This is a genomic window from Metabacillus crassostreae (genome assembly GCF_016908395.1).
Classification (GTDB): Bacteria; Bacillota; Bacilli; order Bacillales; family Bacillaceae; genus Metabacillus; species Metabacillus crassostreae.
The window spans coordinates 179,986-194,509 of sequence record NZ_JAFBDU010000002.1 but is presented as its reverse complement, the minus strand read 5'-3'; the positions used below and the strand labels follow the sequence as shown (position 1 = coordinate 194,509).

12 protein-coding genes are annotated in these 14,524 nt (G+C 34.9%); all 12 read left to right on the top strand.

Going from position 1 to position 14,524, the window contains the following annotated elements; all coding sequences use genetic code 11:
- The first annotated feature begins 95 nt into the window (after positions 1–95).
- Positions 96–989: a carbohydrate ABC transporter permease gene (locus JOC75_RS08875; RefSeq protein WP_204953714.1), complete on the top strand. Its 894-nt coding sequence runs from the start codon at positions 96–98 to the stop codon at positions 987–989.
- A 33-nt stretch (positions 990–1,022) separates the two neighbouring features.
- Positions 1,023–1,910 (top strand): carbohydrate ABC transporter permease, encoded by an 888-nt coding sequence (locus tag JOC75_RS08870; protein WP_204953713.1) that lies wholly within the window; start codon positions 1,023–1,025, stop codon positions 1,908–1,910.
- A gap of 192 nt (positions 1,911–2,102) precedes the next feature.
- Positions 2,103–3,605: an arabinosylfuranosidase ArfA gene (gene arfA / locus JOC75_RS08865; RefSeq protein ID WP_204953712.1), complete on the top strand. Its 1,503-nt coding sequence runs from the start codon at positions 2,103–2,105 to the stop codon at positions 3,603–3,605.
- Positions 3,606–3,665: 60 nt separating this feature from the next.
- Positions 3,666–4,625 (top strand): glycoside hydrolase family 43 protein, encoded by a 960-nt coding sequence (locus JOC75_RS08860; RefSeq protein WP_204953711.1) that lies wholly within the window; start codon positions 3,666–3,668, stop codon positions 4,623–4,625.
- A 257-nt stretch (positions 4,626–4,882) separates the two neighbouring features.
- Positions 4,883–6,367, top strand: coding sequence for an arabinan endo-1,5-alpha-L-arabinosidase (locus JOC75_RS08855; RefSeq protein ID WP_204953710.1), 1,485 nt, complete (start codon positions 4,883–4,885; stop codon positions 6,365–6,367).
- Entirely contained in the window at positions 6,351–7,694 is a 1,344-nt protein-coding gene (locus JOC75_RS08850; protein WP_204953709.1) for an arabinan endo-1,5-alpha-L-arabinosidase, read from the top strand. Before JOC75_RS08855 ends, JOC75_RS08850 begins: the two co-directional genes overlap by 17 nt.
- 293 nt (positions 7,695–7,987) lie before the next feature.
- Positions 7,988–9,697, top strand: coding sequence for a ribulokinase (gene araB / locus JOC75_RS08845; RefSeq protein WP_204953708.1), 1,710 nt, complete (start codon positions 7,988–7,990; stop codon positions 9,695–9,697).
- Positions 9,698–9,720: 23 nt separating this feature from the next.
- Positions 9,721–10,434 (top strand): L-ribulose-5-phosphate 4-epimerase, encoded by a 714-nt coding sequence (gene araD, locus JOC75_RS08840; RefSeq protein ID WP_146948699.1) that lies wholly within the window; start codon positions 9,721–9,723, stop codon positions 10,432–10,434.
- A 24-nt stretch (positions 10,435–10,458) separates the two neighbouring features.
- Positions 10,459–11,943 carry an L-arabinose isomerase gene (gene araA / locus JOC75_RS08835; protein ID WP_204953707.1) on the top strand — a complete coding sequence of 495 codons (1,485 nt, stop codon included), beginning with the start codon at positions 10,459–10,461 and terminating at the stop codon, positions 11,941–11,943.
- Between the two features lie 159 nt (positions 11,944–12,102).
- Positions 12,103–13,587: an alpha-N-arabinofuranosidase gene (locus tag JOC75_RS08830; protein ID WP_204953706.1), complete on the top strand. Its 1,485-nt coding sequence runs from the start codon at positions 12,103–12,105 to the stop codon at positions 13,585–13,587.
- Positions 13,588–13,611: 24 nt separating this feature from the next.
- Positions 13,612–13,869, top strand: a complete 258-nt coding sequence (locus JOC75_RS08825) for a DUF6171 family protein (protein WP_204953705.1) — start codon at positions 13,612–13,614, stop codon at positions 13,867–13,869.
- A 389-nt stretch (positions 13,870–14,258) separates the two neighbouring features.
- Complete coding sequence (locus JOC75_RS08820; protein WP_204953704.1) at positions 14,259–14,456, top strand: TMEM199/VMA12 family protein; 198 nt, start codon at positions 14,259–14,261, stop codon at positions 14,454–14,456.
- Positions 14,457–14,524: the final 68 nt, after the last annotated feature.

Here is a 14,524-nt window from a genome sequence, read left to right as displayed (position 1 = left end):
TTTTTCCTAGGCAAATCAAGGCGCTTGCACTTTTTACTAACTCTCTGATAGTAGATTAAGGTTAAAGCCCTTTTAAAAGAAATGGGGAGAAAAATATGAAAAACAAAACGTCAAAACTTTATAAAAGTGAGCGAAGAAATGCATATATGTTCGTAGCATTACCAATATTAGGCTACTTAGTATTTATTTTAGCGCCAACTATTTATTCAGTTTATGGTTCATTTACAAGTTGGAATGGTTTAGGGCAAATGGACTTTATTGGTTTACAAAATTATGTTTTTCTACTAACCGATGAATCTTTCCATAAAGCCCTTTACAATACGGTCTTCATGATGCTTGGTATTCCATTAGGATTAATATTAGCTCTATTATTAGCTTTAGGTTTAAACAGAGCGATCTTTGGAACTCAAGTTTTCCGAGTTTTATACTATGTACCAGTAATTTCTTCAATTGCTGCTATCTCGATCCTTTGGCAGTGGGCTTACAATGGTGATTATGGTTTAGTTAACCAATTTTTAGCTATCTTTGGAATAGAAGGACCAAGTTGGTTAATGAATAAGCACACTGTTAAGCCAGCTTTAATTCTTATGACAGTCTGGAAGGGCTTAGGTTATAGCATGTTGTTATATTTAGCTGCATTACAGAGTGTACCAAAAACGTATTATGAAGCAGCAAAATTAGATGGAGCTAATGGGTTCCAAATGTTTAAAAACATAACATTACCGATGGTTAAGCCAGTTACTTTCTTTATTGTTGTTACATCAATCATTGGTGGAGCACAAATTTTTACTGAAATTAACGTAATGACACCAACTGGTGGTCCTGAGTATTCATCAGCAACAGTTGTATTCTATATTTGGCAGAAAGCATTTGGTAACTTTGAAATGGGTTATGGCTCTGCAATGGCAGTTGTTTTAGGTATTGGTATTTTCCTTGTTACCTATATACAATTTAAGGTTAATGAGAAATCATCTTATGAGCTTGATTAATCATGTCAGTCAGAGTAAAAGGGAGTGGAAATGATGGATACTGTATTAGATAAAAAACCGGAGCCTAAAGTGAAATATCAATCTGAAAAGAAAACAACAAGAATAACTAATATCATTGTTTTCTGCTTGTTATCAGTTGGAGCAATTTTCATGGTCGCGCCTCTTTTGTGGATGGTGGCAACTTCATTTAAAGAAATTGAAGAAGTGTATGCACTACCACCTGTATGGATCCCAGAATCCTTTGATTTTGTAAAATATGTAGAGATTTGGGAAAAAGGACCTTTATTACAAGGTATAATAAATAGTTTAATTGTAGCTGTGTCCGTTACTGTTGTTGGTACGTTCACTTCTAGTTTAGCAGCATTTGCATTTGGTAAAATGAATTTTCCTTATAAAAATGCAATATTTCTACTATTATTAACAGCGATGATGATTCCATATCCGGTTGTTATGATCCCACAATTTATTATCTTTTCACAAATTGGCTGGGTAGATACTCTTTTACCGCTTATCGTTCCAGGATTATTCGGGAATATCATCATGGTGTTTTTCTTAAGACAATATTTAACAAGTGTTCCAAACTCAATTATTGAAGCAGCAAAGATTGATGGATGCTCTTATTTTAAAATCTTCTATAAAATCATTTTCCCTTTAGTTCGTCCAGCAGTTGCTGCACAGCTAATATTATGGTTTATGACGATTTGGAATGATTATCTAGGTCCTATTCTTTATTTAAACTCACCTGAGAAACAAACATTACAACTTGTTATTGCAAACTTTAACTCTACTTATGCAATACAAAGTGATTATCCGTTAATTATGGCAGCATCAGTTGTGTCGTTATTACCTATGTTAATTGTCTTTATTTTCTTCCAAAAACAGATTATCGAATCTGTTGCAATTTCTGGTGTTAAAGGATAAGGCAGCTTAAATTATGGACATATATATCGCTAGTATTCTAGCAAGTTATATATGTCCAATATTCTACTATAGTGGCTAAATGGGATAAACTAGCTAGCCTAATCTACTTTAACTTGATTTAGATTAGATTAGGCTGGCTAGTTACCATGTAATGGCCACTTTTCCTTTATAAAAGCAAGGGAGGGAAAATAAATGAAGCGTGTTACTTATTTTGCTGATAAAAACTACAAAGTTGGAGAGGTAGATCCAAACTTATTCGGGTCCTTTATAGAGCATTTGGGGCGTGCCGTTTATACAGGTATTTATGAGCCTGAACATCCACTAGCTGATGAAGATGGATTTCGTAAAGATGTAATGGAATTGGTGAAAGAATTAAATGTTCCAATAGTTCGATATCCAGGAGGTAATTTCCTATCTGGGTATGATTGGACTGATGGAATTGGACCGGTCGAAAAAAGACCAACAAGACTTGATCTTGCATGGAGAACAACAGAACCAAATGAAGTAGGAATAGATGAGTTTATGAAGTGGGCAAATAAGTCCAATATCGAACCGATGTTAGCTGTTAATCTAGGTACTGGAACTCCTAAGGAAGCTGGGAATCTAGTTGAATATTGTAATCATCCAGCTAATACATATTGGAGTGATTTACGTATCGAAAACGGTCACAAAGACCCACATAATGTAAAGGTGTGGTGTCTTGGTAATGAAATGGATGGTCCATGGCAAATTGGACAATTAAGTGCAGAGGATTATGGAAAAAAAGCAAGAGAAGCAGCAAAAATTATGAAATGGGTAGATCCAACGATTAAATTAGTTGCTTGTGGTAGTTCATCTGCAGAAATGCCTACATTTCCAGAATGGGATCGAGTTGTATTAGAACACTTGTATGAACATGTTGATTATATTTCATGTCATAGATATTATGAAAACCTTGGGAATGTTAATGATTTCTTGGGATCATTTGCTGACATGGATAATTTTATTAAAACAATTGCAAGTACAGCAGATTATGTACAGGCAAAAAATAGAAGTAAAAAGAAGATGTACATTTCATTTGATGAATGGAATGTTTGGTATCAGAAAAAGGTTGAATTAAAAGATTGGGAGATTGCTCCACCAATTCTTGAAGATAATTACTCATTATTAGATGCACTTGTTTTTGGTGGGTTGATGTGTACATTATTGCAACACGTTGATCGCGTAAAAATGGCGTCACTAGCACAATTAGTAAATGTTATTGCACCTATTTTCACTCAAAAAGGCGGCCCAGCCTTCAAGCAGACAATTTTCTATCCTTTCTTCCAAGTATCAAATTATGGAAGAGGTGTGGTACTTAACACTTTAGTTGATGCGCCAACAATGGAAACGAATAAACATGGAGAAATTCCATTAGTTCAATCATCGACAACATATAATCCCGAAGACAATACATTAAGTATCTTTGCTTTAAATTGTTCAGAAGATGACGATCTTTTACTAGATGCTCAATTCCGTTCATTTGGTTCAGTTAAAATCATTGATCACCTTGTTATGGATGGACCTGATCTTTATGCAACTAATAATTTTGACTCACCTGAAAATGTAAAACCAAGAAAGAATGACATCTCAAATGAAGCGGGCGAACAGCTAGAACTAAAGCTGCCTAAAATGTCATGGAATATGATCCGTCTACAATGTGAAACTAAATTATAAAAATTAGATAATATAAAAAATGGTATGAACCCATAAATTAAAATATAGGAGTTGTCTAACATGGCAGAATTTAAAGTTAATAATCCACTAATCGAACAACGAGCAGATCCTTGGATCTATAAGCATACTGATGGCTTTTATTATTTCACAGGTTCTGTACCTGCATATGACAGAATTGAACTTCGTCGTTCTGAAACAATTCAAGGATTAACAAATGCTGAGACGAAAACTGTTTGGGTAAAGCATGAAAGTGGAAAAATGAGTGCAAATATTTGGGCGCCAGAAATTCATTTTATTGATGGAAAATGGTACATCTATTTTGCTGCTGCAAGAACATCTGAAACAAAAGATGGCTTGTTTGATCATCGTATGTTTGTTCTTGAAAACTCATCAGATAATCCATTAGAAGGTGAGTTTGTTGAAAAAGGCCAAATTATCACAAAGTGGGAATCTTTCGCACTAGATGCGACTTCTTTTGAGCATAATGGAGTTCGGTATTTAGTATGGGCTCAAAAAGACCCTGAAATCTTTGGGAATTCTAACTTATATATTTCAGAAATGGAGAATCCATGGACATTAAAAGGTGAACAAGTATGTATTACAACACCTGAATATGACTGGGAGAAGATTGGATTTTTAGTTAACGAAGGAGCTGCTGTTTTAAAACGAAACGGTAAAATCTTCATTTCGTTTTCAGCAAGTGCAACAGATTTCAATTATTGCATGGGTTATTTAACTGCTGATGAAAATAGTGATCTATTAGATCCAGCATCATGGCATAAAACGCCTGAACCTGTTTTTGTAACAAATGAAGAAACTGGTCAATATGGTCCTGGTCACAATAGTTTTACAGTTTCTGAAGATGGCTCACAGGATATCCTTGTTTACCATGCTAGAAACTATAAAGAAATTGAAGGTGACCCACTATACGACCCTAACAGACATACTCGTGTACAAGTTTTAGAGTGGAATGAAGATGGTACACCGAACTTTGGAATTCCTGTTCCAGACAGCAAATAATGAGTTATAAAAAAGGCTGATATATATAGTCAGCCTTTTTTATTCGATTAAATCTCTATTAAGCTACAAAACATTTGCTTAATTGCGTTTCCTCGAAAGGCAGAAGACAATTATCAGGAATGATCATGTTTTTTACGACAGTGTCATTTCATAATTTAAACATAATTTCTTTCAATAGATTGATAAGAAAACTCTCTCTATTGTCACGCATTCTAACTACTAGGAAGCTAACAGAATAGCAAAGGAAGGTGTTCAATATGCTGAGAAGAAAAGTAGTTATTTCAATTATTGTTACGATCTCTATTTTAATTTTTGGCGGATTAACTCTTTTTCTTACGAACAGTAATCAAAATGGAGTTGCGCTAAATGAAAATCAATATCCGTCTCCTCCACCAAAAACACTTAATGAAAAAATTAATCCCGATATTATAAACTCAGATTCAGAATGGACAACTAATAATACTCATGATGCTGAAATTATAAAGGTTGATGATTGGTATTACACTTTTTCAACTGATTATATGGTGGCAGGTACTCCGAGTCCAGGTATTCAAATAAGAAAATCAAAAGATATGGTAAATTGGTCATTTGTGGGCAGAGTGTTTAATTCTGTATCAATGGAGGCTGCTGAGTGGACTAAGGGTGGTAATACTTTTTGGGCACCAGATGTTATTGAAATGGATGGAACATTTTACCTTTATTACTCTGTATCTAGTTTTGGCACGAGAAATTCCTATATTGGTTTAGCGACAAGTGATTCCATAGAAGGACCTTGGGAGGACCAAGGTGCAGTAGTGAAAACACAGGTAGGAGATAATAAGACTGTAAATGCTATTGATCCAGGAATTATCATGGATCAAAAAGGAACTCCATGGATGACTTATGGTTCGTATTTTGGTGGTATTTTTATCGTCGAGCTAGATAGAAACACTGGAAAATTAAAAACACCTGAAGAAGAAGGAACTTTAATCGCTCAACGTAAAAACAATGATTATGAGATCGAAGGACCAGCAATCATGTATAACCCTGATACGGAAATGTATTATTTAACACTTTCATATGGCTTTCTTGAAGATAGCTATAATGTTCGGGTTGCCAGATCAGCTAATATTGAAGGACCTTATTTAGATTATAATGACAAAAATATGATTGATCTTACAGAAGGATCGTTTGACACAGGAACAAAAATTGTTGGAGCCTATGCCTTTAATAATGATACTGGTTGGTTAGGTACAGGTCATAATGGCTTGATTCAGGATGGTGACAAATATTATATAACTCATAATGCAAGAGCTGGTGAGGATTTATATTGGTCACATCTTCATGTAAGAGAAATAATCTGGACAGAGGATGGATGGCCTGTTGTTTCACCAGAAAGGTATGCAGGTAATCCTGAGAAGTCAACTGAAGAAGTAACTGACAAGAATATTATTGGAGAATGGGAGTACCTTACATTAAGTCGTATTGATGATGCGATGGCTACTTCTACTAATCTCACATTATTTGAAAATGGCAAGATAAATGAAAAAGACGGTAAAGATTACTGGGAACGATCTAGCTCAAATACAATTAAATTATACTGGCATGATAACGAGGCACCTGATAACTATTGGGTCGATACGGTTACTGTTCTTCCCCAATGGGATTGGGAAAATTGGAAACCGACTCTAGTATTTACTGGTTTAAATGAAGAAGGTACAGCTGTATGGGGTAAGAAAATATCAAATGAGATTGGAAAGTGAGGGAATTCAAAAGATGATGTTTCCAAAAGCACCAATTAAATATGATTTGTATGATCAAGCAATAGCAAATGACGAATCATTATGGACAATTCACAATGTTCATGATCCTGCTCTATATAAAGATGGTGACACTTACTATGTTTTTTCTACTGATGCCAAGGTTGGTGGCGAACCAACAGGTGGAATTCAAGTAAGAAAATCTAAAGACTTAATTCATTGGGAGTGGGTTGGACATGCATTTGAAGAAATTCCAACAGAAGCACATGAGTGGACAGGTGCAAAAGGATTATGGGCTCCTGATGTAACAAAATATGGTGATACTTATTACTTGTATTATGCAGCTTCTCAATTTGGGAAAAATCAATCATTTATTGGCGTTGCAACAAGTAATAATATTGAAGGGCCCTGGGTAGATCAGGGTGAGGTTATTAAAACTAAGCATGGTGAAAGTATCCCAAATGCCATTGATCCTAATATCACTTTTGATGAAGAAGGAAATCCTTGGATGGTATACGGATCATTTTTTGGCGGTATATTTGTTGCAAAAGTTGACCCTTCCACTGGGAAATTAATAGAACAAAATGATGGAATCTTAATCTCAAAAAGACCACATAGTGTTGAAGCGGCAGTAGAAGGTCCATATATTGTGTATCATCCAGAATTTAAAAAGTACTATCTGTTTGTTTCTTATGACTCTTTGTTTAGAGATTACAATATTCGGGTTGCTCGAGCAGATAAAATTGAAGGACCTTATGTAGACTTCAATGGAAATGATATGACGAATATCGAGATTTCTCCAAATGATACAGGATTGAAAATACTTGGAGGCTATAAATTTGGTGATGCTGAGGGCTGGATAGGTCCTGGACATAATTCGGTATTAAAAGATGGAAACGATTATTTTGTTTGTCATCATGCTAGAGGTGAGAAAACAAAAAAACATCATGCATTACATATCCGAAAAATTGTATGGACAAATGATGGATGGCCACTTGTATCACCTGAGCGTTATGCAGGTGAAAAAGAACAAACGATCAACCCTAGTCAGTTAACAGGCTTATGGGAAGTAATAGAAATGGACCGGAACGATAATAATCAACTTGTTTCTAAACCAATGCATCTTTTATCAGAAGGAAAAATAGAACATATTCATAACGGACATTGGATATATAAAGATGATAATCAATTTGAGCTGGGTTTTGAGGAGAAAATATTTACTTTGTATGCACTACCTGCCTGGGACTGGAGTAGATGGAATTCTACATTGGTTTTTACAGGAAAAGACAAAGAAGGAAATGTTCTTATAGGAAAAAAAATGAAAGAGTGAGTGTTTTACAACTTGTAAGGATAAGTTAATGCTATTTTTATAAGGTTTTAGTAGATTTTTTGAAGAAATTAAGAAAATATTTAAAAATTGTATTGAAAAATATCTAACAAGTGCTAAAATTTATTTAAGGTCATACGTATAAGTTGTGATGTACTTTATGTTTCTAGTATTTCTGTTTTTTTGGTGAAAGTAGGGAGCTAGAATGATTTACTTGTACGTATAATTGTTAAGCTCATTAATTTCTTAGATATGGAACTTAAAAAGGTATTACTGAGTGTTGAGGATTTGGGGGGATGAAGATAACTAAGTATTCAGTTGGTGTTGACTATGGTACACAATCTGGTAGAGCAGTACTTGTTGAAATAGATACAGGGAGAATAATTGCAACTGCTGTTAAACCTTATACACATGGAGTAATGGATGAGTTTTTACCTTATGGGTGTATAAAATTAAATAGTGATTGGGCTTTACAACATCCAACAGATTATATAGAAGTATTAGAAACTACCATTCCTAATGTTTTAAAACAAGCTAATGTTTCAGCAAATGATGTAATTGGTATTGGAATAGATTTCACAGCTTGTACGGTTTTGCCAATAAATAAATATGGGACACCGTTATGTCAATTAGAAGAATATAAAGATCAACCACATAGTTATGTAAAGCTTTGGAAACATCATGCTGCACAAAAAGAAGCTAATAAATTAAATGAAATAGCAGGAGCAAGAGGAGAAAAGTTCCTAAAAAGATATGGAGGGAAAATTTCCTCAGAATCTCTATTTCCTAAGCTATGGCAAGTTTTAAATGAAGCACCTGAACTATATGAAGCAGCAGATCAATTCGTTGAAGCAACTGATTGGGTTATCTACCAGCTAACAGGTGAACTAAAACGAAATAGTTGTACAGCTGGTTATAAAGCAATGTGGCATAAAAAAGAAGGATATCCTTCAAAGGAATTTTTTAAAGCATTAGATCCTCGTCTGGAAAATATTGTTGAAGAGAAACTTTCACATGATATATTTCCAATTGGCTCAAAAGCTGGTGAATTAACAAAACGTGCTGCAGAATTAGTTGGCTTAAATCCAGGAACAGCAGTAGCTATTGCAAATGTAGATGCTCATGTTGCGTTACCAGCAGTAGGGATAACTGAACCAGGTAAACTATTAATGATTATGGGAACATCTACCTGTCATATTTTACTAGGTGATGAAGAGAAAATTGTACCAGGTATTTGTGGAGTTGTTGAAGATGGTGTAATTCCAGGATTAATGGGTTATGAAGCTGGTCAATCATGTGTTGGTGATCATTTTGAATGGTTTACTGAAAACTGTGTTCCAGAAGCCTACCATGCAGAAGCGAAAGTAAAAGGCATAGAAATACATCAATTATTAACAGATAAAGCAGCAAAACTTAATGTTGGTGAAAGCGGTTTACTAGCACTGGATTGGTGGAACGGCAATCGCTCAACACTTAATGATGCAGATCTAACAGGTGTTCTACTAGGTGCTACGTTATTAACTAAGCCTGAGGAAATTTATCGTGCATTAATTGAAGCAACTGCATATGGTACACGTAAAATTATTGAAGCATTTAGAAATAGTGGTGTGCCAATAAATGAAGTGTATGCTTGTGGTGGTATTGCAGAGAAAAATGAACTTATGATGCAGATTTACTCTGATGTTATAAACATGGATATCCGCATATCAGTTACTTCACAAACACCAGCTCTAGGTTCAGCAATGTTTGGAGCTGTTGCGGCTGGTAAGGAGCGCGGTGGTTATGATGACATTAAAGCTGCAGCACAGAAAATGGCTAGATTAAAAGATTATAAATACCAACCTATTCAAGATAACTCAAAAGTATATGAGCAGTTATACATTGAGTATTCAAGGCTATATGACTATTTTGGTAATGGTGAAAATAATGTTATGAAAAACCTAAAGGAAATTAAACAAGCCAACAACTTAAAACAAGAACAAAAGTCACTAAATAAAGCCAAGTGATGTTAAAAAGAGGAGAGATGACTATGCTTGAATCATTAAAGAAACAAGTTCTTGATGCAAATCTTCTATTGCCAAAATACAATATGGTGACGTTTACATGGGGAAACGTAAGTGGCATTGATCGTGAACAAGGACTAGTCGTTATTAAACCTAGTGGAGTTCCTTATGAGGAATTAAAGCTCGAGGATTTAGTTGTAATAAATCTTGAAGGCGAAATTGTTGAAGGAGACTTACGTCCTTCCTCAGATACTGCAACACATTTAGCGCTTTATAAAGCTTTTCCTACTATAGGTGGTGTTGTTCATACACATTCACCATGGGCGACAAGCTGGGCACAAGCAGGACGATCTATTCCTGCATTAGGCACAACACATGCAGATTATTATTATGGAGAAATTCCTTGTACAAGAACACTTACTGAGGATGAAATTACTAGTGGATATGAATTAGAAACAGGTAATGTCATTATTGAAACGTTTGAAAAAGGTGAAATAGATCCTGTAGCTGTCCCGGGAGTTTTAGTGTCAGGTCATGCACCCTTCTGTTGGGGAAAGGACGCAAATCAAGCAGTGCATAATGCAGTAGTGTTAGAAGAAGTAGCTAAAATGGCTTTGCATACGTATCAGTTAAATCCAGAAGTAAATTCAATTGATCAATTTTTATTAGATAAACATTATTTACGTAAGCATGGAGCAAATGCTTATTATGGCCAAAAATCTAAAGAAGTGAAACAGTAATTATCTGACTAGGGGGAAATTTAAATGTTAACAGCAAAACCATATGAATTCTGGTTCGTAACAGGAAGTCAAGATCTATACGGAGAAGAAACAGTAAGAGAAGTTGAAGCAAATTCAAAAGTGATTACAGAAGGTCTTGACCAAGATCCGACTCTTACTTATAAGCTTGTATTTAAATCAGTGCTTAAGGAAGCAGATTCTATTCGTAGATTATGTTTAGAAGCAAATGCTGACGAAAATTGTGCAGGTATCATTACTTGGATGCATACATTTTCACCTGCAAAAATGTGGATTGCTGGATTATCATCATTACAAAAACCAATGCTGCACCTTCATACACAATTTAATCGTGATATTCCTTGGGATAGCATTGATATGGATTTTATGAACACAAACCAATCTGCTCATGGTGATCGTGAGTTTGGTTTTATGGCTAGCAGACTTAATGTGAAAAGAAAAGTTGTTGTTGGACATTGGGAGAATAGTGAAGTTAGAAATACGATTGGTAGCTGGATGAGAACAGCTGCAGCATTCTCTGAAGGACAGCACTTAAAGGTTGCACGTTTTGGTGATAACATGCGAAGAGTAGCTGTAACTGAAGGTGATAAAGTTGAAGCACAAATTAAATTAGGTTGGACTGTAAATGGTTATGGTGTTGGTGATTTAGTTCAACGCATGAATGATATTTCAGAACAAGAAGTAGATTCATTAATGGAAGAGTATGCTCGTGAATATGATATTGTAGCTGAAGGTCAAGAAGATGGTCCAGTACGTGAATCAATTCGCTATCAAGCAAGAATTGAATTAGGTATGAAAGCATTTTTAGAAGAAGGCGGATACACAGCATTCACAACAACTTTTGAAGATTTACATGGTATGAAGCAGTTACCAGGTCTTGCTGTTCAACGTTTAATGGCACAAGGATACGGATTTGCTGGTGAAGGTGATTGGAAAACAGCAGCACTGCTTCGTATTCTAAAGATCATTGCAAATAATGAAGATACTTCATTCATGGAAGATTATACGTACCACTTTGAGCCTGGTAATGAACTAGTATTAGGATCTCATATGCTAGAAATTTGTCCAACAATAGCAGCAACAAAACCAAAAATTGCTGTTTACCCATTAGGTATAGGTGGAAAAGAAGATCCAGCACGTATGATTTTTGATGGAAAAGGTGGATCAGCATTAAATGCTTCAATTATTGATCTTGGACATCGTTTCCGTCTTGTTGTAAATGAAGTTGATGCAATTCAACCTGAGATAGATCTGCCAAATCTACCTGTTGCAAGAGTTCTATGGACTCCACAACCATCATTAAGTGAAGGTGCAGAAAACTGGATTGTTGCTGGTGGAGCTCATCATACAGTGTACTCATATAAAGTAACAGTTGATCAGCTAAGAGACTGGTCAGAACTAGTAGGAATTGAATGTGTTCTAATTAATAATGATACAAATAAACATGCTTTCAAAAACGAATTACGTTGGAATGACGTAGTGTTTAAATAATAATTACTGTGAAAACGAGGATAACGATCATACTTCAATTTGATGAGTTACCTCGTTTTTTAACTATAGGCTCCTTTTTACAATATTGCTGATTTTAGTTTAAAAGAAGCAACAGCCTTTACTTAATAACCAAATTAAAAATGAAAGTAGGGTTAATAGATGTCAAACACAGTTGTAATTAATACAGATGTAAACAAAGGAACAATTAATCGTAATATATATGGACATTTTGCTGAACATTTAGGGCGTTGTATTTACGAAGGAATTTGGGTTGGAGAAGATTCACCGATTCCTAACACTCAGGGAATTAGAAACGATGTATTAGCAGCTTTAAAGCAAATTAAAATACCTGTGCTTCGTTGGCCTGGTGGTTGTTTTGCTGATGAATATCACTGGAAGGATGGAATCGGTCCAAGAAGTGAACGTAAGCGTATGGTTAACACTCATTGGGGTGGGGTAGTGGAAAACAACCATTTTGGAACACATGAGTTTATGTTACTATGTGATTTGTTAAATACTGAGCCTTATATTTGTGGAAACGTAGGTAGCGGAACTGTACAAGAAATGTCTGAGTGGGTTGAATATATGACATTTGATGGTGAATCACCAATGGCAAACTGGCGCCAAGAAAATGGAAGACAACAACCATGGGACTTAAAATATTTTGGTGTTGGTAACGAAAACTGGGGTTGTGGTGGAAACATGCGCCCTGAATATTATGCAGATTTATATCGTCGTTATCAAACATATGTAAGAAATTATGGTGACAACAAACTATACAAAATTGCTGGTGGAGCAAATGTAGATGACTATAATTGGACAGAAGTATTAATGCGCGAAGCAGGAAATTTAATGGATGGCTTAAGTCTACACTATTATACAATTCCTGGTGATTTCTGGTTAGGTAAAGGATCTGCAACCAATTTCCCTGAAGATGAATGGTTCATTACAATGCAGAAAGCTTTACATATGGATGAGTTGATTACAAAGCACGGTACAATTATGGACAAATATGATCCAGAAAAACGTGTAGGCATGATTATTGATGAGTGGGGAACATGGTTTGATGTTGAGCCTGGGACAAATCCAGGGTTCCTTTATCAGCAAAATACAATACGCGATGCATTAGTTGCAGCTGTTCATTTCCATATTTTCCATAAGCATTGTGATCGTGTACAAATGACAAATATCGCTCAAACGGTGAATGTTCTTCAAGCAATGGTGTTAACTGAAGGAGAGAAAATGATTTTAACTCCAACATATCATGTATTTGATATGTATAAGGTACACCAAGATGCAACATTACTTTCTGTTGATGCAACTGTAGGAACATACAAATACAATGATCAAGAAGTTGAGCAAGTTTCTGTTTCAGCATCTAAAGATAAAGCAGGAAAAGTTAATATTAGTTTATATAATATCGACAATAAAGAATCATCAACACTCACACTTCAGCTTCGTGGATTGAAGGAAGAGATTTCAGGTATTACTGGTACCATCCTTACAGCTGATACAATTGATGCTCACAATACATTTGAACAACCTGACTTAGTAACAACAACTGAATTTACAGAATTTAAGATTGAAAATGAACAACTAGTAGTTACATTACCACCAATGTCAGTTGTGTTACTTACGATTTAAAAAGAAAAAGGTAGGGATGATCACATGGCAACAAATGTTTGTAAAAGCTGTACGAGAAATGTCATCCTTAAAAAACAAGAAGTTGATCGAATTCTTTCCAATCACAAAGTTTCTGAAAATATTATTGTCTCAAATGAGGTTTTTGAGGAACGAATGAGTGCATGTAAAACATGTCCATCACTTGTTTATGGATCAACATGTTCACATAGTGGCTGTCTTGTAGAATATCGTGCAAAATTTACAACTAAGCGATGTCCGAGTCCGCATACAGCTAGGTGGTAAATTCATTTAGAATTAAGAAATTATGCAATTAGATTAACGCGAAGAGGCTGTGACATAACATAAGTATTTAAGTTAATGAAAACTCGAATTATTAGGTGATATTTCAATTAATCATTCGCCTAAGTTCGGGTTTTTATTTGCAGTCTTCAATAGAATTTTTGATTTTGTATATTATTTTAAGAACTAGTGGAAAGCGAGTGTCTGCAGCGCAATGGAACGAACTTGTTTCTTTCAGCTTAACTGAATTTAGATTTATTCGTCTTTTTTTATAACTTCTTTACTTATGTTCCAGCCTCTTCTATTTTTATTAAGCTCTTATTCACTATGATAATATGTATATGTTGTATGATATTATAGAGATAGAAGATTGAAGAGATAAGGAGTTTAAAATGAATAAGAGATTTACTACTATTATAGTAACAATGATTTTTGTTGGGATTCTTTCCTTATGGATATTAGCAAAAGATCACTCTGCAGTTCCACTACATTACCGCATATTAATTTCATTTGGTGGATCACTTTTATCTGGTGTTTTAGCGTATCTTCTTTCAATGGATAAAAGTGATTCTGAAAAAACAACTAAATAATTGGGGCTTGCAAAAGTGGAGACTAAAGTATTCAATTTAATACAAGTCTCCATTTTTAATTAGCTTTA

What these genes read in the sequence shown, in the direction of transcription:
- araD (WP_146948699.1), top strand. Translation starts at nt 9,721, where the DNA reads ATGCTTGAATCATTAAAGAAACAAGTTCTTGATGCAAATCTTCTATTG.
- JOC75_RS08850 (WP_204953709.1), top strand. Translation starts at nt 6,351, where the DNA reads ATGAGATTGGAAAGTGAGGGAATTCAAAAGATGATGTTTCCAAAAGCA.
- JOC75_RS08860 (WP_204953711.1), top strand. Translation starts at nt 3,666, where the DNA reads ATGGCAGAATTTAAAGTTAATAATCCACTAATCGAACAACGAGCAGAT.
- JOC75_RS08855 (WP_204953710.1), top strand. Translation starts at nt 4,883, where the DNA reads ATGCTGAGAAGAAAAGTAGTTATTTCAATTATTGTTACGATCTCTATT.
- JOC75_RS08820 (WP_204953704.1), top strand. Translation starts at nt 14,259, where the DNA reads ATGAATAAGAGATTTACTACTATTATAGTAACAATGATTTTTGTTGGG.
- araA (WP_204953707.1), top strand. Translation starts at nt 10,459, where the DNA reads ATGTTAACAGCAAAACCATATGAATTCTGGTTCGTAACAGGAAGTCAA.
- arfA (WP_204953712.1), top strand. Translation starts at nt 2,103, where the DNA reads ATGAAGCGTGTTACTTATTTTGCTGATAAAAACTACAAAGTTGGAGAG.
- JOC75_RS08830 (WP_204953706.1), top strand. Translation starts at nt 12,103, where the DNA reads ATGTCAAACACAGTTGTAATTAATACAGATGTAAACAAAGGAACAATT.
- JOC75_RS08870 (WP_204953713.1), top strand. Translation starts at nt 1,023, where the DNA reads ATGGATACTGTATTAGATAAAAAACCGGAGCCTAAAGTGAAATATCAA.
- JOC75_RS08875 (WP_204953714.1), top strand. Translation starts at nt 96, where the DNA reads ATGAAAAACAAAACGTCAAAACTTTATAAAAGTGAGCGAAGAAATGCA.
- araB (WP_204953708.1), top strand. Translation starts at nt 7,988, where the DNA reads ATGAAGATAACTAAGTATTCAGTTGGTGTTGACTATGGTACACAATCT.
- JOC75_RS08825 (WP_204953705.1), top strand. Translation starts at nt 13,612, where the DNA reads ATGGCAACAAATGTTTGTAAAAGCTGTACGAGAAATGTCATCCTTAAA.